This window comes from Ensifer sp. Root142 (assembly GCF_001426785.1).
GTDB lineage: Bacteria > Pseudomonadota > Alphaproteobacteria > Rhizobiales > Rhizobiaceae > Ensifer > Ensifer canadensis.
The window spans coordinates 14309-41239 of record NZ_LMFK01000034.1 but is presented as its reverse complement, the minus strand read 5'-3'; the positions used below and the strand labels follow the sequence as shown (position 1 = coordinate 41239).

The window sequence follows — 26931 nt, the reverse complement described above, 5'->3', positions numbered from 1 at the left end:
TTCTCTGTCAGTTCGCTGATTCTGGCACGATGATTCCCGTCTTCATACACCAGTCGCGCAAGGGTTTCAGCGCTTCGTGCATGAGAGCGACTTCGAGATAGGCGAAAGTGCGCGGCATATGCTTCATATAGCCGGGTTTGCCGTCGCGCTGCATCAGCCGCACCCAGATGCCGACGAGCTTGCAGTTGCGCTGCGCCGACATCAGATGCCAGTCGCGAAGGAACAGGGCCTCGTCGAACGAACCGGCAGCGCGGCGGTCGCCGAGATAGGCATCCATCATGCGGCTTGCCAGTGCCGGTTCGATCGTCACCCGAGCGTCCTGCACCAGTGACGCCACGTCATAGGCCGTCGGGCCAATCATCGCATCCTGGAAGTCGATCAGGCCGACACGCTGGAGACCCTCGTGCTCGGGACGCCAGATGATGTTCGGCGAGTGAAAGTCGCGCAGGAGCAGGTTCTTCTCCGACGTCGCGATGAGGTCGATGAGGTCGTCCCAGATCGCCGCGTATTCCTGCTTTTCCTGTTCCGTCGCCGGCTCGCCGCGTTTCCACGGCAGGTACCAGTCGGTGAGCAGCCGGGTCTCTATCTTCATCGCCCTCCGGTCGAAATCAGGGATATGGTGCTCTACGCCGCCGGAGAGCGCGATGTCACGCCTTGCCGGGGTGGCGTGAAGTCGGGCGAGCAAGCGCGCGCTTTCGACGTAGCGTGCCTCGATCGGCTTCCCGGCCTCGTCGAGTACTCCTTCGGAGCCGAGGTCCTCGATCAGCAGAATTCCCTGGTCGAGATCGCGTGCGTAGATCACAGGTGCTGCAAAGCCCCGTTCTCTGAGGAGCTCGTCGATGGCGACGAAGGGGATCACATCTTCGGCGATATGCGCGAGTTGCTGGTAGTACCTGCCATCCTGGAGGATCGGACCGGGCTTATGCCGCGCGGCATCCATCAGGATCCGGCTCGGAAGGCCGTCTCGGCCGTCGACCCGTTCGTATGCTCGCACCGAGGCATCGCCGCTCAGGTGACGTCGGCGCGCGTCCGCAAATCCGTTACCTGCGAGGAAATCGCGGATCGCCAGCGAGCGGGTAATGCGCTGCAGGGCATCTTCGGGGCCGGCGATGCTGGCGGTTCGTCCGGCCGCCTCATGGGTGATCTGCAGCACGATCCTGTCGGAAGGCAACGCCCCGTCGGCCCTCTCCGGCCATTCGACCAGGCAGACGCCCAGAGACAGCGCCTCGTCGAAGCCCAGCTCATCGAGTTCGCTGGCATCTGCCAGCCGATAGAGATCGAAATGCGCCACGGGAATGCGCAGGTCGTAGCTCTGCACCAGCGTAAATGTCGGGCTCGGGACTTCCAGCCCGTCGTCATCGGCGACGGCGCGCAGGAAGGCGCGTGCCAAGGTCGACTTTCCGGCCCCAAGATCACCCGAGAGAGCCAGGCAGTCGCCGACTTTCAGCGCCAGAGCCAGGTCTTCGCCAAGCTGGATCGTGGCTGCCTCGTCCTTCAGGAAGCGTTCGATCGGCTTCATTATTCCGCCGCGACGATCTTCGGGACCTCTGCCGAAGGGATACGGCAGCTGACCTCGGTGCCTTCGCCCTCACGGCTGCGGATCGACACGGTGCCGTGGTGAAGGCTGACGAAGCTCTCGACGATCGACAGGCCAAGGCCGGCGCCGCCGCGCTGACCGTGGCTTTCGAAGCGGTTGAACACCGTATCGAGCACGTCCTGGGGAATGCCCGGTCCGCTGTCCGAAACGGAAAAGACGAAGTCTCCACCGTCGCGCCGGCACGAAAGCTCGATGACACTACCGTCAGGAGCAAAGTTGGCGGCGTTGGTGAGCAGCTTGACGAAAATCTGCTTCAGCCGCTGCTGGTCGGCGACCATGCGTCCGAGGTTGTCGGGTGCCGCAACGCGCAGTGTGACGCCGCCCTCGACCAGTCGGTCAGCCATCTGATGGGCGATGTCGTCGAGGAAGTCGGTAAGATTGATTTCCGACATGTCGAGCTCGACGATGCCGGCGTCGACGGTCGCAAGATCGAGAATGTCGTTGACGATGGTCAAAAGCAGCGACGAGGACGTGGCGATGTGATCGACATATTCCGCCTGCCGATCGTTGAGGTCACCAAAGGCAGGCGTCTTCAGCAAATCGGCAAAACCGATGATGTTGGTAAGCGGCGAGCGCAGCTCGTAGGACACGTGATGAACGAAGTCGTTCTTCAGCGCATCCGCCTTGCGCAGCGCATCGTTCTTCTCGGTCAGTGCCCGTTCGACCCGCACGCTGTCGGTGATGTTGACGAAGGTCAGCATCGTCTGGGCGTTTGGCAGCGGAATGACGGCGTAGTCGAGGATCAGCCCGGTTCGAAGTTCAAGAATGCCTCGACTCGAGGGCCGTTCGTCGTCGAAACTGGTGATGATATGGGAGAACCGCTTCCAGCCGTCCGGCTGGTCGTAGGACATGAGGCAGGCCTGCTCGATCGCGCGGATATGCGTGCCTGGCTTCGCCTCGGTCTCGTTGATGCCCCAGGTCGCGCGAAAGGCCGGGTTGGAAAGCCGGATGCGGCCATCGGGACCGAACACCGCAACGCCTTCGGCCAGATGGTCGATCGTTTCGCCCTGGACCTGGACCAGCGTGTTGTAGCGGGTTTCCAGATCGACCTTCTCGGTTAGGTTCTCGAATACCCACGTGACGCCGCCTTGCGGCCGTGCCGTTGCGAATACCCGTAGCGTCTGGCCGTTCGGCAGGTGCCAGAGGTCGGATTGCGTATCGAGCGCCTGGTAGACGGAGAGCGCGTTCGCCTTCCACTGTTTCCAGTTGAGCTGTTCGGGCAGCTGTCCGCCCGAGCGCAGACGGTCGAGCACTTCGCCATTGTCCGGCTTGCGCTCGAGGAAGCCCATGTCCAGGTTCCAGAGGCGCTGGAAGGCCTGGTTGTAGAATTGCAGGCGCTGATTGCCGTCGAAGATTGCGACCGGCGTTGCGAGATGGTCAAGCGTTTCCGCGTGGCTCTTGAGCGTGCGATTGAGTTCTTCCCGCACAGCCTCGACGCCGGAGACGTCGATGGCAATGCCGGTCGTTCCGGCCGGGCTGCGTGCGTCGACGACGTCGAAGAATGTGCGGTTGCCCTTGACCACGGTCGACAGCTTGTCTCGGAATGGCGTGTCGAAGGTCGAGACGGCGCGTATTTTTTCGCGTGCCACGGTCGCCAGCAGTTCACGGCCCTCGGCGATGGCTGCAGCGACGTTGGGGGCTTCCACGGCGTCGGCATAGGCCTCGTTGACCCAGCTCAGCGCTCCATCGGTGCCGCGCTGCCAGACCGGCAGGTCGATCGCGTCGAGCAGGGTGCGGAAGGACGTCAGCGAGTTGTTGAGGCGATCGCGTTCGAGCTTCAGTTCAGCCAGTTCAGCCCGCATGTTGTTAAGCGCGATGAAGCGCACAAAAGCGCGTCCGCCGGAAACGCGGCCTTGTGCCTCCAGGACTTCGTTGCGCGTCGTTTCGAGCACCAGATCGAAGCTGCGTGCCTGCGTGCGCAAGGCGTCGATCGCCTTTTCGAGCTCGCTGGCGGAATTCGCCTTAATCCAGCGCCCAAAGGCCAGGAACTCGCGATCGTCTGCAGGCGCGCCGGTTTCTGCCGGCAACTGGCCGAGCAACTCGGCCCGCTCGGCAAGCCCATCCCAGATGACGATGCGGCGGTTCTTGTCGGCAATGAGCGCCTGGAAGCGCGAGAGGCGCTGATTGGCGTCCGAAAGGTCGGATCGCAGCTCGCGGTTTTCAGCCTCGATATTGCCGCGCTGGCGGATCAGCCAGATTGCCGAGATCATCGCCGCGGAAATGACGCCGATGAGGACGGAGAAGGTGATGACCTCCGACGAACCGAAGATATTCGCCTTCTGCGCCGAGACCTGGGCGACCGCATCGGTCGCAGCGAAAAGCGCCGTGCAAGCCATCAGGCGGCGGAGATATACCGGACCTTTGCGGCGACCGCCCGATGAGGTTTGTTGTGCTGTTGTCATGGCGCTGCCGTCCCCGTCTGCCCGAAGGGTGCTGCCGGCCCTGTAGTGCCATGCGCAGTTCCGGCGATACCCGGTTGAAGGGTTCGCGTCAGTTCTGATTGCATCCCCGGTCTGTCTCCGTCTGTTTGCCGCTTGCCGACAAGACATCCCACTCGCAATGCCCGAAGGTCCGCACCGGCATCACGAATCAATGGGTTAGAGCATACTTCGTTGACGAATCGCCGGGAAGGGAGCTGCCCAAAAAAGAGGCCGCGCTCTCTTGTCAAGAACGCGGCCACAACATGTTGTGGATTGCCCGGGTAACGATTAGTACCGGTAGTGTTCCGGCTTGAACGGACCCTGCTGGCCGACGCCGATATAGTCGGCCTGTTCGCGCGACAGCTCGGAGAGCTTCGCGCCCAGCTTGTTCAGGTGCAGGCGGGCAACCTTCTCGTCGAGCGCCTTCGGCAGAACGTAGACTTCGTTCTTGTAGTTCTCACCCTTGGTGAAAAGCTCGATCTGAGCCAGCACCTGGTTGGAGAACGAAGCGGACATCACGAAGGACGGGTGACCGGTGGCGTTGCCGAGGTTGAGCAGGCGACCTTCCGACAGAAGGATCATGCGGTTGCCCTTCGGGAACTCGATCATGTCGACCTGCGGCTTGATGTTCGTCCACTTCAGGTTACGCAGCGCGGAGACCTGAATTTCGTTGTCGAAGTGGCCGATGTTGCCGACGATCGCCATGTCCTTCATCTCGCGCATGTGGTCCATGCGGATGACGTCCTTGTTGCCGGTCGTGGTGATGAAGATGTCGGCAGACGAAACAACATCTTCGAGCTGGACGACTTCGAAACCGTCCATGGCTGCCTGCAGGGCGCAGATCGGGTCGACTTCCGTGACCTTTACGCGGGCGCCAGCGCCGCTGAGCGAAGCAGCCGAGCCCTTGCCGACGTCGCCGTAGCCGCAGACAACGGCAACCTTGCCGGCCATCATCACGTCGGTGCCGCGGCGGATGCCGTCAACCAGCGATTCCTTGCAGCCGTACTTGTTGTCGAACTTCGACTTGGTGACGGAATCGTTGACGTTGATTGCCGGGAAGGGCAGCAGGCCCTTGGCCTGGAGCTGGTACAGACGGTTGACGCCTGTCGTCGTTTCCTCGGTCACGCCCTTGATGGCGTCACGCTGCTTGGTGAACCAGCCCGGCGAAGCCTGGAGGCGCTTCTTGATCTGCGCGAACAGGATCTCTTCTTCTTCCGAACCCGGGTTGGAGAGAACGTCCTCGCCGGCTTCGGCGCGGGCGCCGAGCAGGATGTACATGGTCGCGTCGCCACCGTCGTCCAGGATCATGTTGGAGACGCCGCCGTCGGTCCACTGGAAGATCTTGTCGGTGTAGGTCCAGTATTCTTCAAGCGTTTCGCCCTTGACGGCGAAGACCGGGATGCCGCTGGCAGCAATTGCTGCGGCTGCGTGGTCCTGGGTCGAGAAGATGTTGCACGAGGCCCAACGGATGTCAGCGCCGAGAGCCGCGAGCGTCTCGATCAGCACGGCCGTCTGGATGGTCATGTGCAGCGAACCGGTGATCCGCGCGCCCTTCAGCGGCTTGGAGGCGCCGAACTCTTCGCGGCAGGCGATCAGGCCCGGCATCTCGGTTTCGGCGATCGTGATTTCCTTGCGTCCGAAATCGGCAAGACCGATGTCGGCGACGATGTAATCCTGAGTGGTGGTCATGAAATTCTCCAGGCTGATCTCTTCAAGCCGCTCTGGCCCTCTGGCCATCCGGCGGCACGACTATGCCTCCCGCGCATGTCATCGCGGTGAGAGTGCGATCGATCTATCAGGAATCCTGGGGCAGGGCAACCTCGATATAAAGAAGTCTTTATATCTTTATATTGTCGGTCACATTTCTTCGCCGAACTTGTCGCGCACAAGCGCGTCGAGCGCATTCAGCGCTTCTTCGGCCTGCGCACCGCTGGCGGTGACGCAAACGCTTGAGCCGGTGCTGGCGGCCAGCATCATCAGGCCCATGATCGAGGTGCCCCCGACGGTGCTGCCGTCCTTCGACACCGTGATTTCGGCATCGTAGGCCTCGACCGTTTGTACGAACTTCGCCGAAGCGCGGGCGTGGAGGCCGCGTTTGTTGACGATGAGGAGCTCGCGCGTCAGCAACATGTCGGTGCGATGGTCCATCATTTTCCACTCAGGACGCGGCTGGCGACGTTGATGTATTTGCGTCCCGCCTCGGAAGCCTCCAGCAGGGCCTTGTCCATGTCGCTTTCGCCACGCACGCCGGCCAGCTTGATCAGCATCGGCAGGTTGACGCCGGCGATGACTTCGACCGTGCCGCTGCGCATGACCGAGATGGCAAGATTGGAAGGCGTGCCGCCGAACATATCGGTGAGAATGATGACACCGTGGCCCTCGTCGACATTGGTCACGGCGTCGAGGATATCCTGCCGACGCTGATCCATGTCGTCCTCGGGGCCGATGCAAACGGTCTCGATAGCTTTTTGCGGACCGACAACATGCTCGAGCGCGTGCCGGAATTCCTCAGCCAGCTTGCCATGGGTGACAAGCACAAGTCCGATCATGGGTATCTTTTCTCCGACTGCACGCGCAATTCACTGATGGTCAGATATCGCAATGCAGCAATTTCGTCCACCTGTTGGGGCGGCCATCTTGGCAAGGAAAAGGCGAAGTGCAAGCCAAAAATGCCGAAAAACCAGCCCAGTTGCCTGCAACTATAGCTAAAATCCTAATTTTTCGGGTAGCAGCACACGCAGAACAGCAAGCACGTGTACGCCGTTTTCAATGGGGACGCGAACAATTGGCAGGCTGCCACCGCCGGGTAGGGGAAGTTCCTCGTTTTCCGGCGGCATGCGCGGATCGAATGGCGCGTTGACGGGCAGGATTGCCCAATCCATTACCGCTGCATGCACCGTCTCGAGCCTGGCAATGCCGGCGCCGCGGATCTCTATCAGGCCTTCGATCGACGCGGGGCAACGGGCGATTATTCGGCCCTGCTCCATTGACAGGTCGACACGATCGTCGGCGACCAGTGCCGCAAAGTGTCCCATCTGCTGTGCCGCCGAAATACAGGCGAGCGCCAGCCGCGATTTGCCGATGCCGGAAGGTCCGGTTACCAGAAAGCCGGTCGTGCCGAGAACCATTGCCGTGCCGTGAATGTTGTGCCGCGGCGTCACGCGTGCGGCTCGGCGGGCAGGGAAAGCACGAAGCGGGCGCCGACGATCCGCCGATCCGGACCCATGATGTTCTCGGCCTTCAGCGTGCCGCCGTGCGCTTCGGCAATCTGCCGGGAGATGGACAGGCCAAGACCGGAGTTCTGGCCGAAGTCTTCGCCTTCCGGCCTGTCGGTATAGAAGCGTTCGAAGATCCGGTCGATGTCTTCTGCCTGGATGCCGGGACCATTGTCCTCGATATAGACGAGGCAGCGCGACCGGGAGCGCGTCAGGCGCACGACGATGCGGCCGCCCTGTTCGGGTACGAAGGAGCGGGCGTTTTCGATCAGATTGGTGATGATCTGGCCGATGCGCAGTTCGTAGCCGTTGATGGCGAAGCGCGCCTTGGGGCTGTCCTTGCGGTCGATGACGAAATCGAGCAGCACCGGCTTCTTCTTGCTGCGGATCTGGCGCGAGATATCGACGAGGTCGCCCAGCAGTTTTTCGAGGTCGATCACCTTGGCGTCGCTACGCGCAAGCTCGGCGTCAAGACGCGAGGCGTCGGAGATATCGCTGATCAGGCGGTCGAGGCGACGAACGTCATGCTGGATGACGTCCATCAGCCGCTTCTTCGATTCGTCGGTGCGGGCGAGCGGAAGCGTTTCGACTGCGCTGCGCAGCGACGTCAGCGGATTCTTCAACTCATGGCTGACGTCGGCGGCGAAATTCTCGATCGCCGCGATTCTGTCGTAGAGTGCGGTCGTCATCTCGCGCAACGCGACGGAGAGATTGCCGATCTCGTCCTGGCGCGACGAGAAATCAGGAATTTCCTCGCGCTCCTTGGCACCGCCGCGACGCACCCGGATGGCGGCGGCCGAAAGGCGCCGCAACGGATTGGCGATCGTCGACGACAAGAGCAGCGACAGAATGACGTTGACGAGGGCGGCTACCCCGAACACGCGGATGATGGCGAGGCGTTCGGCATGCACGATCTTGTCGATATCGCCGGCCTGGGTGGACAAGAGCAGCACGCCGAGAACGGCGCGGGACCGCTGCACTGGCACGGCGACCGAGACGATGAGCTCGCCCTTTTCGGTCACGCGGCGCACCGCACCACGCACGCCGGTCAGCGCGTTCATCACTTCCGGATAGATCGATCCGTTGCCGCCCGGCGGCTCCTTGTAGAGCGGCAGGTCGCCCGACTGCAGCAGGCGGTTGATCCAGCTTCCGAACTTTTCCTCGATACCGGTGGCTTCGGGATCGACGGGCGGCAGGTCGAAGCGCAGCACCTGGCCGCCGCTATAAAGGTGGCGCGAATCGAGCAGCAGATCCGCATCGGCGTCGAACAGGCGCGCGCGGGTGCGGGTCGGCGAGATCAGCCGCCTGAGCACCGGAGCCACCCGTTCCTGGATGATGGGGAAATCGAGGTCTTCGTCGCTCGGCAGCGGCGTGATGCTCTGGCCGGCCTGCAGCTCCAGCAGTTTTTCAGGATCGATGGTGATCGAATTGGTGTCGACGGAGGCGGAAGCCGAAATGGCGCCGGCGATGATTTCGCCCTGGGTCAGCAGGCTTTCGACGCGGGCGTCGATCAGCCCTTCGCGAAACTGGTTGAGATACATGATCCCGCCGACCAGAACCACGAGCGCAACGAGATTGAAGAAGACGATCCGTCGCGTCAGGCTCGAAAAGACGGCGTTGCCGAACAGGCGGCGAATCAGCGTGAACGAATAGGCCCAGCGCCGGCCTTTCGCCGATGTCCGTCCGTCAAGTTCATCGACATCGCCTTGCAAGACTTCCACCAAGTCTTTCCGCTCCCGCAGCGGGAGTATCCCCGCCGTATCTTCTGATTGCGACCAGGCGTCACCCGGATGTCGGGTTTCGCAGATCCGCGGATGTTCTTTCTGGTCTTCGGTCTCGTGGATCCGATGCCACCGGCCAAGCCAAGAGGCGGGTCAAAGCCTGCCGCCATCGCGTCGGTTCTGAATGCTCCACAAACGACGCGATGGCAAGTGCTGAGACCCCGCGTCGCTTCAGGCCATCTCGCGGAAGCGGTAGCCGACGCCGTAAAGCGTCTCGATCATGTCGAAGTCATTGTCGACCATCTTGAACTTCTTGCGCAGCCGTTTGATGTGGCTGTCGATGGTGCGGTCGTCGACATAGACCTGCTCGTCATAGGCGGCGTCCATCAGCGCGTCGCGGCTCTTCACCACGCCCGGGCGCTGGGCGAGGGAGTGAAGAATGAGAAACTCGGTCACCGTAAGCGTGACCGGCTCGTTCTTCCAGGTGCAGGTGTGGCGCTCCTGGTCCATGGCCAGCTGCCCACGCTCGAGCGAGCGCGAGGGCGTGTCGGAAGTCTTGGGTGTTCCGGCGGTGCCGCCGGCTGCAGCCGCTTCGCGGTTGGCCGCCCGGCGCAGGATCGCCTTGACGCGCTCGACCAGCAGGCGCTGGGAGAACGGCTTGGTGATGAAATCGTCCGCACCCATCTTCAGGCCGAAGAGCTCGTCGATTTCCTCGTCCTTGGAGGTCAGGAAGATCACCGGCAAATCCGACTTCTGACGCAGGCGCCGCAACAGCTCCATGCCGTCCATGCGCGGCATCTTGATGTCGAAGATCGCAAGCTGCGGCGGTCGGGCCAATAGGCCTTCGAGCGCCGAGGCGCCGTCGGTATAGGTCTCGACCTTGTAGCCTTCAGCTTCAAGCGCGATGGATACGGACGTCAGGATATTCCGGTCATCATCGACAAGCGCGATGGTCTGCATCGTGTTCAACTCCGTCATTTGAGGCCGATCGCCGGTTTCGTCTCCGAATCTGCGGCAACCGCGAGTCACGGGTGCGTTACTTGAGTATAAAGGTGGAACAAATTGTGGCGAAGCCCAAAATGCGCTCAAGCGTACACTCCGTCGCCCAGAGGCAGATATGGCGCAGGGAACTCGGATTCAACCGATTAAAAAAACGATAATTTTCTTTAAATCGATTAATATACTGAAATCATTATTCTTTTTTTGACGTCGCCTTGTTTTTGAGAGAGCATGCAAGTATGTTCCGGCCAGATTTAACGCCAATGGCCAAACACGAAGGAAGCTTGACCATGGAGCAACTCGGCACTCGCAATGCAGCGAACGGCTTGGAAAAACTCGGCTTTACGGATCTCGATGTGGTCCGCTACAACCTCGAAGCCCCAGAGCTTTATGAAGAAGCCATTCGCCGCGGCGAGGCTCAGCTGACGGCGCACGGCGCGATCGTTGCGCGCACCGGTCAGCACACCGGCCGCTCCCCGAAGGACAAGTTCGTCGTTCGTGATGCGTCCACCGACGATCAGATCTGGTGGGACAACAACAAGCCGCTGTCGCCGGAGCATTTCGCCGTGCTGCGCCAGGATATGCTTGATCATGCCAAGGGCATGTCGCTCTATGTCCAGGATCTCGTTGGCGGCGCCGACAAGGACAATGCCCTGCCGACCCGCGTCGTCACGGAATTTGCCTGGCATTCGCTGTTCATTCGCAACCTGCTGATCCGTCCGGAGCGTGGTGCGCTGGCTTCCTTCCTGCCGAAGCTGACGATCATCGACCTGCCGAGCTTCAAGGCTGATCCCGAGCGGCACGGCTGCCGCACGGAAACGGTCATTGCCTGCGATCTGACCAACGGTCTCATTCTCATCGGCGGTACGTCCTATGCCGGCGAGATGAAGAAGTCGGTATTTACCGTTCTGAACTACCTGCTGCCGAAGAAGGGCGTCATGCCGATGCACTGCTCGGCCAATGTCGGCCCTGAAGGCGATACCGCCATCTTCTTCGGCCTGTCGGGCACCGGCAAGACCACGCTTTCGGCCGATCCGACCCGCACGCTGATCGGTGACGATGAGCATGGCTGGGGAGAGCAGGGCGTCTTCAATTTCGAAGGCGGTTGCTATGCCAAGGCCATCCGTCTCTCCGAAGCGGCCGAGCCGGAAATCTTCGCGACGACCCGCCGCTTCGGCACCGTCATGGAGAACGTCGTTCTCGACGAACGCCGGGTTCCCGATTTCGACGACGGTTCGCTGACCGAAAACACCCGCTGCGCCTATCCGCTCGATTTCATCCCGAATGCCAGCGAAACCGGTACCGCGCCGCAGCCGCGCACGATCATCATGCTGACCGCCGATGCCTTCGGCGTGATGCCGCCGATCGCCAAGCTGACGCCGGAACAGGCGATGTATCACTTCCTGTCTGGCTACACCGCCAAGGTCGCCGGCACCGAGAAGGGCGTCACCGAGCCGGAAGCAACGTTCTCGACCTGCTTCGGCGCGCCGTTCATGCCGCGTCACCCGTCGGAATACGGCAACCTGCTGAAGGATCTGATCGCCAACAACGGCGTCACCTGCTGGCTGGTCAACACCGGCTGGACCGGCGGTGCCTATGGCGCCGGCAGCCGCATGCCGATCAAGGTGACCCGCGCCCTGCTCGCGGCAGCCCTCGACGGTTCGCTGAACGCTAGCGAACTGCGCACTGACGCGAACTTCGGCTTCGCCGTGCCGGTTTCGGTACCGGGCGTCGACGACGGCATTCTTGATCCGCGCTCGACCTGGGCTGATGGTAACGCCTATGACGCTCAGGCCCGTCGCCTCGTCGATATGTTCGTCGCCAACTTCGCCAAGTTCGAAGACCATGTCGATGGCAGCGTCCGCGATGCAGCTCCCGGCACGAAGATTGCCGCCGAATAAGCATTGCTGGCTATGATTCACGTGAAACCCGGCCTCAATGGCCGGGTTTCACTTTTTGTGGTTGCTTGTTTTCAAGCGGTTCGCTCTGTGCGCTGCAGCGCACGCGTCAAATGTGACGCGCAAAGGACGCTGTAAGGCTCGAGATCTGCTGCATAATTTTCTCCGTAAATCGATTCCGGTTTTAGGAATTATGCAGTAGAAAGCGCCAGGAGCGATCATGGCCAGCGACCCTTTATACATCAACGAACAGATCGTTATCGCCGGGTGGGAACTCAGCGAGCAATTCGTGCTGGCTGGCGGGCCGGGTGGACAGAACGTCAACAAGGTGTCGACGGCCGTTCAGTTGTTCTTCAATGTCCAGGCCTCGCCCGCGCTCACCGATCGCATCAAGGCCAACACCCTGAAGCTCGCCGGTCGCCGCGCCTCGAAAGACGGCGTGTTGATGATCGAGGCCAGTCGCTTTCGCAGCCAGGAGCGCAACCGCGAGGATGCCCGTGAACGGCTGAAGGAGATGATCCTGAAGGCCGCGGAGCCGCCGCCGCCACCGCGCAGGAAGACCAAGCCGACACGCGGCTCGATCGAGCGCCGACTGAAGGAAAAAACCGGTCGCGGCGAGACCAAGAAGTTGCGCGGCCGCCCGACTGGCGAGTGACTTGCGGTTGCGGATTCTTTTCGGCTGTCCCTTGTCTTTTGTCGCCAAGCGCCCTCTCTTATCGCGCAGGAACTTTTGCAGAAGGAGAAATCCATGGGCCTTTTCAGTTTTATCAAGAACGCCGGCAAGAAGTTGGGCATTGGCGGTGACGACGATGCGCCTGATGCCGACAGCGTCCAGAAGGAACTCGCTTCGCACGATCTCGGCACCAAGGACGTCCAGGTCGAAGTCGTCAACGACAAGGTGGTGCTGAAGGGTGTCGTCAAGGATCAGACGGCGTTCGAGAAGGCGGTCGTCGCCGTCGGCAACACGCTCGGCGTGTCTTCGGTCGAAGCGTCTGAGCTGAAGGTGGCGGATGCCGGTGCAGCGCCCGCGCCCGCCAAGGCCCCCGTCTTCTATACCGTCAAGAAGGGCGACAACCTCTGGAAGATCGCCGAGGCGCAGTACGGCAAGGGCAAGGGCGCCAAGCACACGGTCATCTTCGAGGCAAACAAACCGATGCTGACCCATCCCGACAAAATTTACCCCGGTCAGGTGCTGCGCATTCCGGATCTGGATGCCGCGTGACAGCCTTGTCGATGCGTGCATTTTCGAGCGTCGTCCTGGTGGTCGCAAGTCTTGGACTTGCCTCCGCCGGCACCGCGCAATCGCTGCGTGAGCCGGCTAAGGGTAGTTCGGAGCGTGCAGCGATCCTTGATGCCTTGCGGCCTGCCGTCGAGGCGGAGATGCGCGGTTCGGTTGAATTCGTCGTCACGACGATGCGAGCGGCGCCGAACTGGGCCTTCGTCCAGGTCGAGCCGCAACGTCCGGGCGGCGGCAGCATCGATCTCGCGCAGACCGGGTTTCGCGACGAGGCCGACATGATGGATGGCTTGACGGTGTTCGCGCTCGTCAGCTTCCAGGGCGGTCGATGGAATCTGGTGGATCACGTCGTTGGTCCGACGGATGTCGCCTATGCCGGCTGGTCTGAGCGCTACGGCGTCCCGGCAAAACTGCTCGGGCTTGAGGAGTGAGGGCAACCTCATGCAGGTTCTCCCGAAAGGAATAAAACACATCCCTGGCTTTCTCGACCGGGCCCGTCAGGAGCAGATCGTTGAAGCGATCAGGGGCGTGGTGCACGAAGCGCCGCTGTTCGTGCCGGCGATGCCGAAGACCGGTAAGCCGATGTCGGTGCGCATGACCAATTGCGGCCCGCTCGGCTGGGTGACCGACCGCGAGAAGGGCTACCGTTATCAGCCGCAGCATCCGGGGACGGGCAGGCCGTGGCCGCCGATGCCGGATGTTCTCCTTGAAATCTGGAATGCGGTTTCGGCCAGCGACAAACGGCCGGAAGCATGCCTGGTGAATTTCTATTCCGACGAGGCCCGCATGGGTCTGCACCAAGACAGGGACGAGCGCGATCTGGAAACATCAGTCGTCTCGATTTCCCTTGGCGATAGCTGCCTGTTTCGGGTCGGCGGCAGAGAGCGCGGCAGCCAGACCATATCCTTCAGGCTCGAAAGCGGCGATATCGTCGTGCTCGGCGGCGAGGGGCGTCTGGCCTTCCACGGCGTCGACCGGATCTATCCGAACACATCGACGCTGCTCAAGAACGGTGGCCGACTCAATCTGACGCTGCGCCGGGTGAACTCCTAAGGCATGTCGCGTCAAAATAGAGCGGCAGCCTTCGCGTCACACCCACATTTTCCGCGAAGCCATCGCTGCGTATTCTCGGGTCGCACGCATGTTGCACGCTCAAAGCTTGCGCAGCGCCACCTTCTCGGTGAGGTGGTTGGGGCCTTTCTGCAGGATGAGGTCGGCGCGCGGCCGCGTCGGCAGAATGTTCTGGTGCAGGTTCTTCAGGTTGATGTTGTGCCAAAGTCCTTCGGCGATCGCGCGCGCCGCATCCTCGCTGATGGTCGCATAGCGGTGGAAGTAGGATTCCGGATTCTTGAAGGCCGTTTCCCTGAGGCGCATGAAGCGGCTGACATACCAGCTGTGGATCAGGCTCTCCTCGGCGTCGATGTAGATCGAGAAGTCGAAGAAGTCCGAGACCATCGGCACGATCTTGCCGTCGGCGGGCAGGTTGCGCGATTGCAGGACGTTGATGCCTTCGAAGATCAGAATGTCGGGCCGGTCGATGACCGTGTACTGGTCCGGCAGCACGTCATAGGTCATGTGCGAATAGCTCGGTGCCTTGACATTGGGCTGGCCGGCCTTGATCGCCGAGAGGAACCGCAGCAGCGCGCCGAGGTCGTAGCTTTCCGGGAAGCCCTTGCGATCCATCATGTTTTCGCGCTGCAGGACGGCGTTCGGATAGAGGAAGCCGTCCGTCGTCACCAGATCGACCTTCGGGCTCGACGGCCAGCGCGACAGGAGCTGGGCAAGGATACGTGCGGCCGTCGACTTGCCGACGGCGACCGATCCGGCAATGCCGATGACGAAGGGCGTCTTCGTCTCGCCGGACATGCTGAGGAAGCGCTTGCGCTGCTCGAACAAAAGCTGGGACGATTCCACATGCGCGGACAGAAGCCGCGACAGCGACAGGTAAATCTGCCTGACCTCGCCGAGGTCCACCGGGTCGTTCAGCGAGCGCAGACGCTGCACTTCGTCTGCCGTCAACGTCAGGGGCGTGTCCGCGCGAAAGCGGGACCACTCTTCGGCAGAAAACAGATGATAGGGCGAATAGTCCCGGTTCTGGAGATTGTCCGGGAGATCGACCGTTTCGATGTCTTGCGCAGCTAGGGTCATGGATCCTGCCGATTAGCCTTTTCCTGCAGACCGGATTGGCTTGTCCGCCGTGCAAGTTCGTCGAGCACATCCTGCAACGGAATGTCTGCAATTTTCAATACGACCATGAGATGATAGAGCAGATCGGCGCTCTCATCGACGAGATTCTGGCGGTCGTTGCGGATCGCTGCGATCACGGTTTCGACCGCTTCCTCGCCCAGCTTCTTGGCCGCTTTCTGCTGGCCGCTTGCGACCAGTTTCGCCGTCCAGGATTCGTCCGGTGACGCTTTGGCGCGCGCGGCGACGATGGTCTCGAGGTCGGAAAGGGAGAAATCACTCATGAACGAAACCCTGAAACTCAATCGAGACGCATGGCGATGCCATGTTCGGCCATATAGCGCTTGGTTTCGCCAATGCTATAGGTGCCGAAGTGGAAGATCGAAGCGGCCAGAACCGCCGTCGCATGGCCGTCGCGGATGCCGGCAACCATATGGTCGAGCGTGCCGACGCCTCCGGACGCAATGACCGGCGCACGCACCGCATCGGCAACCGCCCGGGTGAGCGCGATATCGTAGCCGCTCTTCGTTCCGTCACGATCCATCGAGGTCAAAAGGATTTCGCCGGCACCGAGATCGACGACGCGCCGGGCAAAGTCCACCGCATCGATGCCCGTCGTCTGGCGGCCGCCATGGGTGAAGATTTCCCACCGGTTCTCTTCGCCGTCCTTCGAGACTTTCTTGGCGTCGATCGCAACGACGATGCACTGGTTGCCGAACTTGTCGGCGGCTTCGGCGACGAACTCCGGGTTCTTCACCGCCGCCGTGTTGATCGACACCTTGTCGGCGCCTGCCAAAAGCAGCTTGCGGATATCGGCCACCTGACGCACGCCACCGCCGACGGTCAGTGGCATGAAACACTGCTCGGCCGTGCGCGCCACCACATCGAAGATGGTTTCGCGGTTGTCCGACGAGGCGGTGATGTCGAGGAAGCAGAGCTCGTCCGCTCCGGCCGCATCATAGGCGCGGGCTGCCTCCACCGGGTCGCCGGCATCGATCAGGTCGACGAAGTTGACCCCTTTGACGACCCGACCGTCCTTGACGTCGAGGCAGGGGATAACGCGGGCTTTGAGGGTCATCGGCTCATGCCTTTCTCGTGGCGCGGATCAGCGCCAGGGCTTCCTGCGGGTCGATGCGGCCATCATAGAGCGCACGGCCGGAGATCGCGCCTTCAAGTTTTGCCGCATCCGGGGCGATCATTCGCCGGATATCATCCATCGAAGCGAGACCGCCCGAAGCGATCACCGGGATCGAAACCGCATCGGCAAGCTCCAGCGTCGAAGGCCAGTTGATGCCCGTGAGAATGCCGTCGCGATCGATGTCGGTGTAGATGATCGCCGATACGCCGGCACCCTCGAATTTCTTCGCAAGCTCGATGACGCCGAGTTCCGACGCCTCGGCCCAGCCCTCGACCGCAACCTTGCCGCCCTTAGCGTCGATGCCGACGGCGACCTTGCCCGGGAATTTTCGGCAGGCTTCGATCACCAGTGCCGGGTCGCGCACCGCGACGGTGCCGAGGATGACGCGGGCAAGCCCGCGCGACAGCCAGTTGTCGATATGGTCAAGCGTACGGATGCCGCCGCCGAGTTGGACCGGGTTCTTGGTCGACTTGAGGATCGCGTCGACGGCAGCACCATTAACGGTCTCGCCGGCAAAGGCACCGTTGAGGTCGACCACATGCAACCACTCGAAACCCTGCTCCTCGAAGGCGCGCGCCTGGGCGCCCGGATCCGGGTTGTAGACCGTTGCCTGCTCCATGTCGCCGAGCTTCAGGCGCACGCATTGCCCGTCTTTCAGGTCGATAGCGGGAAAAAGGATCATGTATCTATCCGATCAGAGGTCGCCGGAGCCTTCAGGGCTTCCAACGCAGGAAATTCGAGATGAGGGCAAGGCCAAGCTCCTGGCTCTTTTCCGGATGGAACTGCGAGCCGGCCTTGTTGCCATTGGCGACGAAGGCGGTGACGGCGCCGCCGTAATCCGCCTCGGCCACAACATCGCCGGCATTTTCCGCGGCCAGATGGTAGGAGTGCACGAAATAGGCGTGCAGGCCGTCGTCGCCGGTGCGGATGCCGTCAAACAGCGGGTGCGTGCGGGCAAGCCGCAGCGTGTTCCAGCCGATCTGTGGGATTTTCAGCGACGGATCCGCCGGCCTCATTTCTACGACGTCGCCGGGGATCCAGCCGAAGCCGTGGGTCGTGGTCTTTTCCAGGCCGCGCGACGACATCAGCTGCATGCCGACGCAGATGCCGAGAAACGGGCGACCGGCCTCTTCGACGACCTCGGTCAGTGCCTGCTCCATGCCGTCGACGGCCGTAAGGCCGCGACGGCAATCGGCATAGGCGCCCACGCCCGGCAGGACGATGCGGTCGGCGGTCGCCACCCGCTCGGGCCTGTCCGTCAGGTCGATCTCTGCGTCGATGCCGGCTTCCCGCGCTGCCCGTTCGAAAGCCTTCGTTGCCGAGCGCAGATTGCCCGATCCATAGTCGATAATGGCGACGCGCATCAGCGTTCTCCGTAGGATTCAAAAAGCCCAAGACCCGGGCCGGTGTTTGCCGGCGCCTGTCTCGGCCAGTCGACAGATGGCCGCTCCGCTGCCTTTCGGTCGGCCGGGGCCACGTTTGCGAAGTAGATTTCCTCGGCGGTCTCAAGATCGCGCGCCGGCACGATCGAGCGCACCGTCCAGTTGCGGGCGATCAGGCGGCGGGCGATGAAAACAGGGCCTTCCAGCGAGACCATGAGGCCGAGCGCCAGATGCAACAGCAGCGCTGCCAGGAGGCCGCCACCGATCACCGACAGAGAGATTAACAAAATCTGCAGAACAGCAACTGCGATTCCGAAGAGCCACATGCGCTTGGCGAAAAGCCAGAGCGCCGGAAACAGAAAGGCGCCCCACGAGAAGCCGTCGGCGACGAAACGCGCTCGGTCATCGTCGGCGCGGGCGCCCGGCGGGGTCAGGATCATGTAAGAGGCCATGGTCATCAGCCAGATAATGACCGCTCAGGCAAGCGTACCCTTGGTCGAGGGAACGCGTCCGGCCTGGCGCGGGTCGATTTCGGTTGCCGTGCGAAGCACGCGGGCGACGGACTTGAAGCAGGTCTCGGCGATATGATGGTTGTTGGCGCCGTAGATATTTTGGATATGCAGCGTGATCCCGGCATTCTGGGCGAGCGCCTGGAAGAATTCGCGCACCAGTTCGGTGTCGAACGTGCCGATCTTCGGTGAGGTAAAGGCGACGTTCCAGACAAGGAACGGCCGGCCGGACACATCCACCGCCGCGCGCGTCATCGTCTCGTCCATGGCAAGGTCGAGCGAGGCGTAGCGGGTAATGCCGCGCCGGTCGCCAAGCGCCTTGGCAATGGCCTGGCCGATGGCAATGCCAGTGTCTTCGACAGTGTGGTGATCGTCGACATGGAGGTCGCCATCGGTCTTGATGTCCATGTCGATCAGCGAATGTCGGGAAAGCTGGTCCAGCATGTGGTCGAAGAAGCCGACTCCGGTCGCAATCTTCGACGTTCCGGTTCCATCGATATTGACGGATACGGACACGGCCGTTTCATTCGTCTTTCGCGAAACTTGGCCGGTGCGGCTGGATGTGGCTTCTGCCATCAGGCTCTCCTGTATGCGCTGGAGCCGCTCCTTATCAGGGGAGGCGGAAAATATCCAGAACCGCGGCTGAGATTCGAACGATTCGGGCAGGCGCCCGATTTACGGTCAACTGCGTGGCTCACCGGGATTTGCAATCGCGTAAGGCGCACTTACATAGGCTCCAAGCAACCAGGCTCGTTCGAGCCCCCAACGCCCCTGGTTCTGGGGCCGACAGGTATCTTCAATGAGTGAACACAATCCCTACGGAACGATGCATGCGACCACCATCATCACGGTGCGCAAGGACGGCAAGGTGGTGATGGCCGGCGACGGCCAGGTCAGCCTTGGCCAGACGGTGATGAAGAGCAATGCCCGCAAGGTACGGCGTCTCGCCAAGGGCGACGTTATCGCCGGCTTTGCCGGGGCGACGGCCGATGCCTTCACGCTTCTGGAGCGGCTCGAAGCCAAGCTGGAGCAATATCCCGACCAGTTGATGCGCGCGGCAGTGGAACTCGCCAAGGATTGGCGCACCAACAAGTATTTGCGCAATCTCGAAGCGATGATGCTGGTCGCCGACAAGTCGATCACGCTGGCGATTACCGGCAATGGCGACGTGCTGGAGCCGGAACATGGAACGATCGCCATCGGCTCGGGCGGCAACTATGCCTTTGCCGCGGCCCGCGCCCTGATGGACAGCGACAAGTCGGCCGAAGAAATCGCCCGCCGGGCGCTCGAGATCGCAGGCGACATCTGCGTCTATACCAACCACAATATCGTGGTGGAGACGCTGGATGGCAACTGACCAGGTTCATGTCAGCTTCGAACGGGTGGCCGATGACCACCTGCCGATGCTGCATGCCTGGTTGAGCGAGCCGCATGTGCGGCAATGGTGGGGTGATCCGGACAAGGAAGTCGTGTTGATCCGCGACGGCTGCGCCACGGGCGAAGTGGATGGCTTCATCTTCCATGTAGCCGGCGAGCCCGCCGGCTACATCCAGTCCTGGACACCGTCCGAATATGACGAAGAGCCGTGGGCGAAGGATCTGCCCGGCGATGTCCCCGGCGTCGATATCTTCATCGGCCCGCCGGAGATGACCGGAAAAGGCGTGGCGTCGCTGGCCTTGAGGGCCTTTGCGCAGACGCTTTTTGCCGCCGGCGCACCACGGATCGTGATCGACCCCGATGCGGGCAACAGAAGGGCCGTGAGGGCCTATGCGAAAGCTGGCTTCGTGCCCTTTGGCGAATGGATAGATGCGTCCGGCCGCACACTCCTGATGGAGCTGACGCGGACCGAGTTTGAGAGGAATACATGAGTACTTTTTCACCTAGGGAAATCGTGTCGGAACTCGACCGGTTCATCATCGGCCAGAACGACGCCAAGCGCGCGGTGGCGATTGCGCTGCGCAACCGCTGGCGGCGCCAGCAGCTCGGCGACGAGTTGCGTGACGAGGTCATGCCGAAGAATATTCTGATGATCGGGCCGACCGGTGTCGGCAAGACGGAAATCTCCCGCCGTCTGGCAAAGCTTGCCGGTGCACCCTTCGTCAAGGTCGAGGCGACCAAGTTCACCGAAGTCGGCTATGTCGGCCGCGATGTCGAACAGATCATCCGCGACCTCGTCGAGGTCGGCATCGGTCTCGTGCGCGAAAAGCGCCGGGCGGAGGTCAAGGCAAGGGCGCACCAGAATGCCGAGGAGCGGGTGCTTGACGCGCTGGTCGGCGCCACGGCCTCGCCGGCAACGCGCGATTCCTTCCGCAAGAAGCTGCGCGCCAACGAACTGGACGACAAGGAGATCGAGGTCGATATCGCCGAGACCGGCGCGCCGGGCGGCTTCGAAATTCCGGGCATGCCGGGCGCCAATATCGGTGTACTCAACCTGTCGGAAATGTTCGGCAAGGCGATGGGCGCACGCACCAAGAAGGTCAAGACGACGGTCAAGGCTTCCTATGAGGTGCTCGTCAACGACGAGTCCGACAAGCTGCTCGACAACGAGCAGATCCAGCGCGAGGCGATGAGGGCGGTCGAGGACGACGGCATCGTCTTCCTCGACGAGATCGACAAGATCGCATCGCGTGAAGGCGGCATGGGTGCCGGCGTATCGCGCGAAGGCGTTCAGCGCGATCTGCTGCCGCTGGTGGAAGGCACGACGGTTGCGACCAAGTATGGACCGGTAAAGACCGATCACATTCTCTTCATCGCCTCGGGCGCCTTCCATGTGTCGAAGCCTTCCGATCTTCTGCCCGAACTGCAGGGCCGCCTGCCGATCCGCGTCGAGCTGCGTGCCCTGACCAAGGAAGACTTCCGCCGCATCCTGACGGAGACCGAGGCGAGCCTCATCCGTCAGTACAAGGCTCTGCTTGAGACGGAAGAAGTGAAACTCGACTTCACCGACGATGCCATCGATGCGCTTGCCGACGTGGCAGTCCAGCTCAACTCGAGCGTCGAGAACATCGGCGCCCGCCGGCTGCAGACGGTGATGGAGCGCGTGCTGGATGAAATCTCGTTCAATGCGCCGGATAGCGCTGGCCAGGCTATCACGATCGATGCCGAATATGTGCGCAAGCACGTCGGCGATCTCGCCGCCAACACCGACCTGTCGCGTTACATCCTGTGACGCACGCGTTGCATCCTGTAACGCGGAGGTGGCGGCAATCCTTTGCCGTCAGGCAACCGTGAAGATGCAAGGCGCCTGTCTCTCGACAGGCGCCTTCATTTTTTCTAACACGGAAACCGCAATCGATCGTGGCCGGAGGCATCTTTCCGACACGATCCTGTCGTAGGAGCCGCACCGCCGGATAGGGCGTCTCCACCGTTCATAGGAAGAAGAGATCGTGCGTTTTACCGCCTGCATGCTCGCTATTGCCACGTTTTGCCTGACCGCAGGCCAGACGATGGCGGCCAATGTTGTTCCGCCGGGCAACCGGAACGTCGAACAACCCGGCATCCCGGGCGCATCCGTTCGCCGCACCAAGGCCGGCCGCACGTCCTTCGATGCCAAATTCGAGAAGGTGCGGGATCTGCTCGCCAATGACCGGCAGCTGATCAGCAAGATCAAGTCGACGTCGCGCGCCTATGGCATCGCACCGATCCACATGATCGGCGCCATCGTCGGCGAACATACCTACAATGTCGATGCCTACGATCGGCTGCAGTCCTACTACGTCAAGGCTGCAGCCTATGCCGGCAACAGCTTCCAGTTCGGCTATGACGGCGAGACGGTGGCTGAGTTCGTCGCCCGCCCGCAATTTGCCGACTGCACCGGAAAGAAGAGCTCCTATTCGCTGTGGAGCTGCCGCGAGCGGGTCTGGGACAGCGAATTCCGCGGCAAGTCCGTCGGCGGCAAGTCCTTCCCGAACAACCGTTTCAGCGCCGTTTTCTTCCAGCCGTTCTTTGCCGGCCAGACCTTTGGCCTCGGGCAGATCAATCCGCTGACCGCCCTGATGCTGACCGATATCGTCTCGAAGACGTCGGGCTACGAACGGCTCGACGAGAACAACGCCGCCGGGGTCTACGAGGCGATCATGGATCCTGATGTCTCGCTCGCCTATATGGCCGCCTCGATCCGCCACTCGATCGACGTCTACAAGTCGATCGCCGGCGTCGATATTTCAGGCAATCCCGGCGTCACCGCCACGCTTTACAATGTCGGCAATCCGGACCAACGCGCAGCAGCCCTTGCCGCCAGGAACCAGGGCGGCGAGACCCAGTGGCCCGAAGAAAACTATTACGGCTGGCTGGTGAACGACAAGCTCGTGGAGCTCGAAGGCCTGTTGTGATTCATGTGAAGCACTTTCCTTGATTGCGCCGTAAAAACCTGAAATCCTGGCGCAATCGAGAAAGGCCTATCACCATGGACATGCGTCCGGAGCCCTTCGAACCACCGGCTCCCATTCCTCGGGTCGGCGTGCCGTCCTACCTGAAGATCATCAAGACTGTTCTGCGCAATCCGCTCGAACTCTGGGGCGAGCCGTCCTACACGCTGCCGTGGATCGAGACCAAGTTCATCACGCAGCGCACCCTGATCGTCAACGATCCCGGCCTCATCCGCTATATCCTCGTCGAAAACGTCAGCAACTATGAGATGTCGAAGGTTCGGCGGCTGATCCTCCGCCCGATCCTGCGTGACGGTCTTCTGACGGCCGAAGGCGAGATCTGGAAACGGTCGCGCAAGGCCATTGCGCCGGTTTTTACCCCGCGCCACGCCAAGGGATTCGCCGGGCAGATGCTGCGCCGGTCGGAAGAGTTCGTCGAACGCTACGCGCACGCGAAGGTGAAGCCGTTCACCACCAATGTCGCCAGCGACATGACCGAACTGACCTTCGATATCCTGGCGGAAACGCTGTTTTCCGGTGAGGTCGCCGTCGAAAGGGAGGGCTTCGTCCAGAGTGTAGAAGAGCTTCTGCACCGCATGGGGCGCGTCGATCCGATGGATATCCTGCTGGCGCCGGAATGGCTGCCGCGATTGACCCGCATCGGCGGCAAGAAGGTCATGAACCGGTTCCGGTCGATCGTCTCGGAAACGATGGCGATGAGGCGCCAGCGCATGGCGACGGACCCAGCAGGCACGCCCAACGATTTCCTCACATTGCTGCTGCAGACGGAGGGCGCAAACGGCCTTTCGACGCAAGAGATCGAGGACAATATCCTCACCTTCATCGGCGCCGGGCATGAGACCACTGCCCGGGCGTTGGCCTGGACGCTCTATTGCGTCGCCAACACGCCGGCTTTCCGCGAGACGATGGAGGCGGAGATCGACACCGTGCTCAAGAGCGGTGCCGAACCGGTCGAATGGCTGAACCTGATGCCGCATGTGCTGGCGGCCTTCGAGGAGGCGATGCGTCTCTACCCGCCGGCGCCGTCGATCAATCGCGCCGCCATCGAGGAGGACGAATGGACGTCACCGTCCGGCGAGCGCGTCAGGATACCCAAGGGCATCGCGGTTCTGGTGATGCCGTGGACGTTGCACCGTCACGTGCTCTACTGGGACCGGCCGCGCGCCTTCATGCCCGAGCGTTTCCTGCCGGAAAACCGCGAGAAGCTGCATCGTTTTCAGTATCTGCCTTTCGGCGCCGGACCGCGCATCTGCATCGGCGCGACCTTCGCGCTGCAGGAGGCGGTCATTGCGCTTGCCGTCCTGATGCATCGGTTCCGTTTCGACGTCACCGACGAGACCCGGCCCTGGCCGGTGCAGAGGCTGACTACTCAACCGCGGGGCGGCTTGCCGATGCGGGTTTCGGCTCGCTGAAGGTCTTGCCGGGAATAGCCGATTGCACGCCACGCACCGGCGAATCCGCCGGCATCGGCTGCGGCAACAGCTTCGATGGCTTCTTGATGGTCTTGATCGCGGCGCAGGTCGCATCCCCGACATTGTCGCAGGGCTTGTAGACGACGATCTCGCTGCCGGCACCGTCGTCCCACACCGCCTGGATCGTCAATGTCTTGGCCTCGTTTGCGGGCAGCGAGATGTAGACATACTCGGCCGTTTCGTCGGCGGGCAGGTTGAAGGGGATCTGCGGATTGCATTTTGCCAAGGGGAAGCGCTTGTCGAGAGCGTCCGAGTTGATCGAGTAGCGGATTTCCGATAGCCGGCAATGCATCGTCTGCAGCGCGGTAAAATAGATCAGCTGCCGGTCGTCGTAGTTGCGAAACTGGATCCACCCGGTCTGCTTGTTGGCGTCGAGCATCGCCTTGTAGATCGAGACGTCGGGCAGTTGCGGCTTGTATTCCTCCTCCACGGCGTCCTGCGCGCCGCCCGGCTGGGCGAAGAGCAGACCTGCCGCAAGAATGCCGGCGACTGCCGAAGCTCTGGAAAACGTCATGCCGCACCCCCGTTCGTATCGTGTCGCTCTGCTGACTGCGAATGTCCGCGACACGATGGCCTTCTCTTCCAATATGTCATATCACCGGATCGATCCCCATTGAACCCGGCGCTACCCCGGGCCGAAACACTGGACTGGCTTGAATTGACGTCCCATTTTCTTCTCGGCATCGATACCGGCGGAACCTACACCGACGCCGTTCTCTTCAGCGAAACGGCGGGTGTCGTCGCCAAGGCAAAGGCGCTGACGACCCGCCACGATCTGGCCGTCGGGATTTCCGGCGCGGTGGAATCCGTCTTGGAGAAGGCCGGCGTCCCGGCTTCCGCCATCGGCCTCGTATCCCTGTCGACCACGCTTGCGACCAACGCGCTCGTCGAGGGCCAGGGCGGCCGTGCCGGCCTGGTGATGATCGGCTTCGGGCCAGACGATCTCAAGCGTGACGGGCTGCAGGATGCGCTCGGCTCCGATCCGGTGATCTTCCTGCCGGGCGGTCACAACGTTCACGGCGGCGAGACGCCGCTCGACATGACCGCGCTCGATGAGGCCCTGCCGACCTTGGCCAATCAGGTTTCCTCCTTTGCGATCGCCGGCTATTTTGCCGTCCGCAATCCGGATCACGAGAAGCGGGTGCGCGACCGCATCCGCGAAGTCTCGCATCTGCCGGTTACCTGCAGCCATGAGCTTTCGTCCAAGCTCGGCGGCCCGCGCCGGGCGCTGACGACACTGCTGAACGCCCGGCTCGTCTCGATGATCGATCGCCTGATCGGCTCGTGCGAGGGCTTTTTGAAGTCCCGCGGCATCGATGTGCCCATGATGGTTGTGCGCGGCGATGGCGCCTTGATCTCGGCCGAGGAGGCAAGACTTCGGCCGATCGAGACGATCCTTTCCGGCCCTGCCGCCAGCCTTGTCGGTGCGCGGCACCTGACCGGCCTCGACAATGCCGTGGTCTCGGATATCGGCGGCACGACGACGGATGTCGCGGTACTTGACCGCGGTCGTCCGCGGCTCGATGGCGAAGGTGCGGTGGTCGGCGGTTTCCGCACCATGGTCGAGGCGGTGGCGATGCGCACCTATGGCCTTGGCGGCGATTCGGAGGTCCGCATCAATGATCGTGGGCTGAAGGCGAAGATCGACCTTGGGCCGAGGCGGTTGATGCCGCTCAGCCTCGCGGCGGCGCTGCATGGCGATGCGGTGCTGTCCGTTTTGGAAAAACAACTGCGGGCGCAACATGCCGGCCGCAACAACGGCCGCCTGGCTGTTCGCACCGGTCTACCCGACCATCTGGCGAGCGGTCTGCAGCCACAGGAGCAGGCGCTCTACGAGCGCATCGGCACAGTGCCGATCTCGCTTGAAAACCTGCTGACCTCGACGCCGCAGCGGGCAACGCTGGACCGGCTGGTGGCACGCGGCCTGGTGCATATCTGCGGCCTGACGCCCTCCGATGCAATGCATGTGCTCGGCAGGCAGTCGCAATGGAGCGTCGAGGCTGCCCGTCTCGGCATCGAACTGGCAGCGCGCATCCGCGACGGCTCCGGCCAGCCGATTGCTGCATCTGCCGAGGCGATGGCCGAGATGATCGTCGATCGCGTCACGCGCCAATCGTGCGAAGTCATCCTGCAGGCCTGTCTCGGCGAAGACGGGGCAGGGGCCATCGACCCGGCGGTCTCGCAGGCAGTCGATCGTGCTCTGACCCGCGCGCCTGGTATCGTGCGGTTTTCGATCGGTCTCGATCGCCCGCTCGTCGGTTTGGGGGCTTCGGCCCCGGTCTATTATCCCGCCATTGCCGACATGCTTGGCACCGAGCCATCCATCCCTGATGAGGCCGATGTCGCAAATGCCGTCGGTGCGGTTGTCGGCCAGGTGCGGGCAACCGTCACCGTGTTCGTCACCACGCCGGAAGAGGGCATTTTCATCGTCAACGGAGCAGGGGTGAGCGAGCGTTTTCTCGATCAGGACCAGGCCTTTTCAGCGGCCCGCCGTCGCGCCGAGACGATGGCGCTTGAGGCGGCACGCACCAACGGTGCCGACGAGCCGGCTTCGATGCTGCGAGAAGAAATCGACGCTCCCGAGGTCGAAGGAAGCCGCAAGCTGGTCGAGGCACGTTTCATCGCGTCGGCGAGCGGCAGGCCGCGCATTGCCCATGGCTGATCTTTTCGATTTTGGAAATAATTCTTCGCATCCTTGCTGAATTGACAGGGAATGAATTGGTGAGAAACTGCCGGCCTTTCACGCGCGCGAGTGGCCTGTTTCAAGGAGT

At 62.1% G+C, this 26931-nt stretch carries 27 protein-coding genes; 11 read left to right on the top strand and 16 right to left on the bottom strand.

Going from position 1 to position 26931, the window contains the following annotated elements:
- Window positions 1-7 precede the first annotated feature (7 nt).
- From tsaE to chvI, 8 genes are all read right to left on the bottom strand, one after another.
- Window positions 8-1519, bottom strand: a complete 1512-nt coding sequence (gene tsaE / locus ASD52_RS25125) for a tRNA (adenosine(37)-N6)-threonylcarbamoyltransferase complex ATPase subunit type 1 TsaE (protein WP_025425339.1) — start codon at window positions 1517-1519, stop codon at window positions 8-10.
- A complete protein-coding gene (locus tag ASD52_RS25120; protein ID WP_057206490.1) occupies window positions 1519-3999 on the bottom strand; it encodes a PAS domain-containing sensor histidine kinase in 2481 nt (826 codons plus the stop codon). Before ASD52_RS25120 ends, tsaE begins: the two co-directional genes overlap by 1 nt.
- 306 nt (window positions 4000-4305) lie before the next feature.
- Window positions 4306-5706 carry an adenosylhomocysteinase gene (ahcY, locus tag ASD52_RS25115; RefSeq protein WP_025425341.1) on the bottom strand — a complete coding sequence of 467 codons (1401 nt, stop codon included), beginning with the start codon at window positions 5704-5706 and terminating at the stop codon, window positions 4306-4308.
- Window positions 5707-5874: 168 nt separating this feature from the next.
- Window positions 5875-6168, bottom strand: coding sequence for an HPr family phosphocarrier protein (locus tag ASD52_RS25110; RefSeq protein ID WP_025425342.1), 294 nt, complete (start codon window positions 6166-6168; stop codon window positions 5875-5877).
- On the bottom strand, window positions 6165-6566 hold the full coding sequence (locus tag ASD52_RS25105) for a PTS sugar transporter subunit IIA (protein WP_025425343.1): 402 nt from the start codon (window positions 6564-6566) through the stop codon (window positions 6165-6167). Before ASD52_RS25105 ends, ASD52_RS25110 begins: the two co-directional genes overlap by 4 nt.
- Window positions 6567-6722: 156 nt before the next feature.
- Window positions 6723-7145, bottom strand: a complete 423-nt coding sequence (locus ASD52_RS25100; protein ID WP_051509138.1) for a serine kinase — start codon at window positions 7143-7145, stop codon at window positions 6723-6725.
- A gap of 29 nt (window positions 7146-7174) precedes the next feature.
- The gene (locus tag ASD52_RS25095; protein WP_025425345.1) at window positions 7175-8956 is read right to left on the bottom strand and encodes a sensor histidine kinase; all 1782 of its coding nucleotides are present in this window, start codon (window positions 8954-8956) and stop codon (window positions 7175-7177) included.
- Window positions 8957-9184: 228 nt separating this feature from the next.
- Window positions 9185-9913: a two-component system response regulator ChvI gene (gene chvI, locus ASD52_RS25090; protein WP_025425346.1), complete on the bottom strand. Its 729-nt coding sequence runs from the start codon at window positions 9911-9913 to the stop codon at window positions 9185-9187.
- A gap of 329 nt (window positions 9914-10242) precedes the next feature.
- On the opposite strand from chvI, the gene ASD52_RS25085 reads away from it, so the two are divergent.
- The 5 genes from ASD52_RS25085 to ASD52_RS25065 all read left to right on the top strand — a co-directional run bounded on the left by ASD52_RS25085 (window position 10243) and on the right by ASD52_RS25065 (window position 14140).
- On the top strand, window positions 10243-11853 hold the full coding sequence (locus ASD52_RS25085; protein WP_025425347.1) for a phosphoenolpyruvate carboxykinase: 1611 nt from the start codon (window positions 10243-10245) through the stop codon (window positions 11851-11853).
- Window positions 11854-12070: 217 nt separating this feature from the next.
- Window positions 12071-12505: an alternative ribosome rescue aminoacyl-tRNA hydrolase ArfB gene (gene arfB / locus ASD52_RS25080; protein WP_025425348.1), complete on the top strand. Its 435-nt coding sequence runs from the start codon at window positions 12071-12073 to the stop codon at window positions 12503-12505.
- Between the two features lie 93 nt (window positions 12506-12598).
- Window positions 12599-13072, top strand: a complete 474-nt coding sequence (lysM, locus tag ASD52_RS25075; protein ID WP_025425349.1) for a peptidoglycan-binding protein LysM — start codon at window positions 12599-12601, stop codon at window positions 13070-13072.
- Window positions 13069-13518, top strand: a complete 450-nt coding sequence (locus ASD52_RS25070) for a hypothetical protein (protein ID WP_025425350.1) — start codon at window positions 13069-13071, stop codon at window positions 13516-13518. The genes lysM and ASD52_RS25070 overlap by 4 nt, the downstream gene beginning before the upstream one ends.
- Window positions 13519-13528: 10 nt before the next feature.
- Window positions 13529-14140: an alpha-ketoglutarate-dependent dioxygenase AlkB gene (locus tag ASD52_RS25065; protein ID WP_057225766.1), complete on the top strand. Its 612-nt coding sequence runs from the start codon at window positions 13529-13531 to the stop codon at window positions 14138-14140.
- A 99-nt stretch (window positions 14141-14239) separates the two neighbouring features.
- Here ASD52_RS25065 and coaA read toward each other — a convergent pair whose 3' ends face one another.
- The 7 genes from coaA to hisB are packed head-to-tail and all read right to left on the bottom strand — an operon-like array spanning window position 14240 to window position 18876.
- Entirely contained in the window at window positions 14240-15235 is a 996-nt protein-coding gene (coaA, locus tag ASD52_RS25060) for a type I pantothenate kinase (protein WP_025425352.1), read from the bottom strand.
- The gene (locus ASD52_RS25055) at window positions 15232-15555 is read right to left on the bottom strand and encodes a phosphoribosyl-ATP diphosphatase (protein WP_025425353.1); all 324 of its coding nucleotides are present in this window, start codon (window positions 15553-15555) and stop codon (window positions 15232-15234) included. The genes coaA and ASD52_RS25055 overlap by 4 nt, the downstream gene beginning before the upstream one ends.
- A 17-nt stretch (window positions 15556-15572) precedes the next feature.
- Window positions 15573-16349, bottom strand: a complete 777-nt coding sequence (hisF, locus tag ASD52_RS25050) for an imidazole glycerol phosphate synthase subunit HisF (RefSeq protein WP_025425354.1) — start codon at window positions 16347-16349, stop codon at window positions 15573-15575.
- Between the two features lie 4 nt (window positions 16350-16353).
- A complete protein-coding gene (gene hisA, locus ASD52_RS25045; RefSeq protein ID WP_025425355.1) occupies window positions 16354-17091 on the bottom strand; it encodes a 1-(5-phosphoribosyl)-5-[(5-phosphoribosylamino)methylideneamino]imidazole-4-carboxamide isomerase in 738 nt (245 codons plus the stop codon).
- Between the two features lie 31 nt (window positions 17092-17122).
- On the bottom strand, window positions 17123-17773 hold the full coding sequence (hisH, locus tag ASD52_RS25040; RefSeq protein WP_057225756.1) for an imidazole glycerol phosphate synthase subunit HisH: 651 nt from the start codon (window positions 17771-17773) through the stop codon (window positions 17123-17125).
- Window positions 17773-18243 (bottom strand): DUF2628 domain-containing protein, encoded by a 471-nt coding sequence (locus ASD52_RS25035; protein ID WP_025425357.1) that lies wholly within the window; start codon window positions 18241-18243, stop codon window positions 17773-17775. Before ASD52_RS25035 ends, hisH begins: the two co-directional genes overlap by 1 nt.
- Before the next feature lie 24 nt (window positions 18244-18267).
- Entirely contained in the window at window positions 18268-18876 is a 609-nt protein-coding gene (hisB, locus tag ASD52_RS25030; protein WP_025425358.1) for an imidazoleglycerol-phosphate dehydratase HisB, read from the bottom strand.
- 223 nt (window positions 18877-19099) lie between these two features.
- Here hisB and hslV point away from each other — a divergent pair, with 223 nt between their 5' ends.
- From hslV to ASD52_RS25005, 5 genes are all read left to right on the top strand, one after another.
- On the top strand, window positions 19100-19657 hold the full coding sequence (gene hslV, locus ASD52_RS25025) for an ATP-dependent protease subunit HslV (protein ID WP_025425359.1): 558 nt from the start codon (window positions 19100-19102) through the stop codon (window positions 19655-19657).
- The gene (locus ASD52_RS25020; protein WP_025425360.1) at window positions 19647-20168 is read left to right on the top strand and encodes a GNAT family N-acetyltransferase; all 522 of its coding nucleotides are present in this window, start codon (window positions 19647-19649) and stop codon (window positions 20166-20168) included. The genes hslV and ASD52_RS25020 overlap by 11 nt, the downstream gene beginning before the upstream one ends.
- Window positions 20165-21469 (top strand): ATP-dependent protease ATPase subunit HslU, encoded by a 1305-nt coding sequence (hslU, locus tag ASD52_RS25015; protein WP_025425361.1) that lies wholly within the window; start codon window positions 20165-20167, stop codon window positions 21467-21469. Before ASD52_RS25020 ends, hslU begins: the two co-directional genes overlap by 4 nt.
- 235 nt (window positions 21470-21704) lie before the next feature.
- Window positions 21705-22631 (top strand): DUF1402 family protein, encoded by a 927-nt coding sequence (locus ASD52_RS25010; protein ID WP_057225751.1) that lies wholly within the window; start codon window positions 21705-21707, stop codon window positions 22629-22631.
- A 74-nt stretch (window positions 22632-22705) separates the two neighbouring features.
- On the top strand, window positions 22706-24100 hold the full coding sequence (locus tag ASD52_RS25005; protein ID WP_025425363.1) for a cytochrome P450: 1395 nt from the start codon (window positions 22706-22708) through the stop codon (window positions 24098-24100).
- Here ASD52_RS25005 and ASD52_RS25000 read toward each other — a convergent pair.
- Entirely contained in the window at window positions 24054-24674 is a 621-nt protein-coding gene (locus ASD52_RS25000) for a hypothetical protein (RefSeq protein WP_025425364.1), read from the bottom strand. The genes ASD52_RS25005 and ASD52_RS25000 overlap by 47 nt on opposite strands.
- A 144-nt stretch (window positions 24675-24818) precedes the next feature.
- On the opposite strand from ASD52_RS25000, the gene ASD52_RS24995 reads away from it, so the two are divergent.
- The gene (locus ASD52_RS24995; RefSeq protein ID WP_057206506.1) at window positions 24819-26822 is read left to right on the top strand and encodes a hydantoinase/oxoprolinase family protein; all 2004 of its coding nucleotides are present in this window, start codon (window positions 24819-24821) and stop codon (window positions 26820-26822) included.
- Window positions 26823-26931: the final 109 nt, after the last annotated feature.

Excerpts from the sequence above, each read along its gene's own strand:
- ASD52_RS25085 (WP_025425347.1), top strand. The coding sequence starts at position 10,243 with ATGGAGCAACTCGGCACTCGCAATGCAGCGAACGGCTTGGAAAAACTC.
- hisA (WP_025425355.1), bottom strand. The coding sequence starts at position 17,091 with ATGATCCTTTTTCCCGCTATCGACCTGAAAGACGGGCAATGCGTGCGC.
- ASD52_RS25000 (WP_025425364.1), bottom strand. The coding sequence starts at position 24,674 with ATGACGTTTTCCAGAGCTTCGGCAGTCGCCGGCATTCTTGCGGCAGGT.
- chvI (WP_025425346.1), bottom strand. The coding sequence starts at position 9,913 with ATGCAGACCATCGCGCTTGTCGATGATGACCGGAATATCCTGACGTCC.
- hslU (WP_025425361.1), top strand. The coding sequence starts at position 20,165 with ATGAGTACTTTTTCACCTAGGGAAATCGTGTCGGAACTCGACCGGTTC.
- ASD52_RS25100 (WP_051509138.1), bottom strand. The coding sequence starts at position 7,145 with ATGGTTCTCGGCACGACCGGCTTTCTGGTAACCGGACCTTCCGGCATC.
- ASD52_RS25005 (WP_025425363.1), top strand. The coding sequence starts at position 22,706 with ATGGACATGCGTCCGGAGCCCTTCGAACCACCGGCTCCCATTCCTCGG.
- hslV (WP_025425359.1), top strand. The coding sequence starts at position 19,100 with ATGAGTGAACACAATCCCTACGGAACGATGCATGCGACCACCATCATC.
- ahcY (WP_025425341.1), bottom strand. The coding sequence starts at position 5,706 with ATGACCACCACTCAGGATTACATCGTCGCCGACATCGGTCTTGCCGAT.
- lysM (WP_025425349.1), top strand. The coding sequence starts at position 12,599 with ATGGGCCTTTTCAGTTTTATCAAGAACGCCGGCAAGAAGTTGGGCATT.
- ASD52_RS25065 (WP_057225766.1), top strand. The coding sequence starts at position 13,529 with ATGCAGGTTCTCCCGAAAGGAATAAAACACATCCCTGGCTTTCTCGAC.
- ASD52_RS25105 (WP_025425343.1), bottom strand. The coding sequence starts at position 6,566 with ATGATCGGACTTGTGCTTGTCACCCATGGCAAGCTGGCTGAGGAATTC.
- ASD52_RS25020 (WP_025425360.1), top strand. The coding sequence starts at position 19,647 with ATGGCAACTGACCAGGTTCATGTCAGCTTCGAACGGGTGGCCGATGAC.
- ASD52_RS25010 (WP_057225751.1), top strand. The coding sequence starts at position 21,705 with ATGCTCGCTATTGCCACGTTTTGCCTGACCGCAGGCCAGACGATGGCG.
- hisH (WP_057225756.1), bottom strand. The coding sequence starts at position 17,773 with ATGCGCGTCGCCATTATCGACTATGGATCGGGCAATCTGCGCTCGGCA.
- ASD52_RS25110 (WP_025425342.1), bottom strand. The coding sequence starts at position 6,168 with ATGATGGACCATCGCACCGACATGTTGCTGACGCGCGAGCTCCTCATC.
- hisB (WP_025425358.1), bottom strand. The coding sequence starts at position 18,876 with ATGGCAGAAGCCACATCCAGCCGCACCGGCCAAGTTTCGCGAAAGACG.
- tsaE (WP_025425339.1), bottom strand. The coding sequence starts at position 1,519 with ATGAAGCCGATCGAACGCTTCCTGAAGGACGAGGCAGCCACGATCCAG.
- ASD52_RS25120 (WP_057206490.1), bottom strand. The coding sequence starts at position 3,999 with ATGACAACAGCACAACAAACCTCATCGGGCGGTCGCCGCAAAGGTCCG.
- coaA (WP_025425352.1), bottom strand. The coding sequence starts at position 15,235 with ATGACCCTAGCTGCGCAAGACATCGAAACGGTCGATCTCCCGGACAAT.
- arfB (WP_025425348.1), top strand. The coding sequence starts at position 12,071 with ATGGCCAGCGACCCTTTATACATCAACGAACAGATCGTTATCGCCGGG.
- ASD52_RS25055 (WP_025425353.1), bottom strand. The coding sequence starts at position 15,555 with ATGAGTGATTTCTCCCTTTCCGACCTCGAGACCATCGTCGCCGCGCGC.
- ASD52_RS25035 (WP_025425357.1), bottom strand. The coding sequence starts at position 18,243 with ATGGCCTCTTACATGATCCTGACCCCGCCGGGCGCCCGCGCCGACGAT.
- hisF (WP_025425354.1), bottom strand. The coding sequence starts at position 16,349 with ATGACCCTCAAAGCCCGCGTTATCCCCTGCCTCGACGTCAAGGACGGT.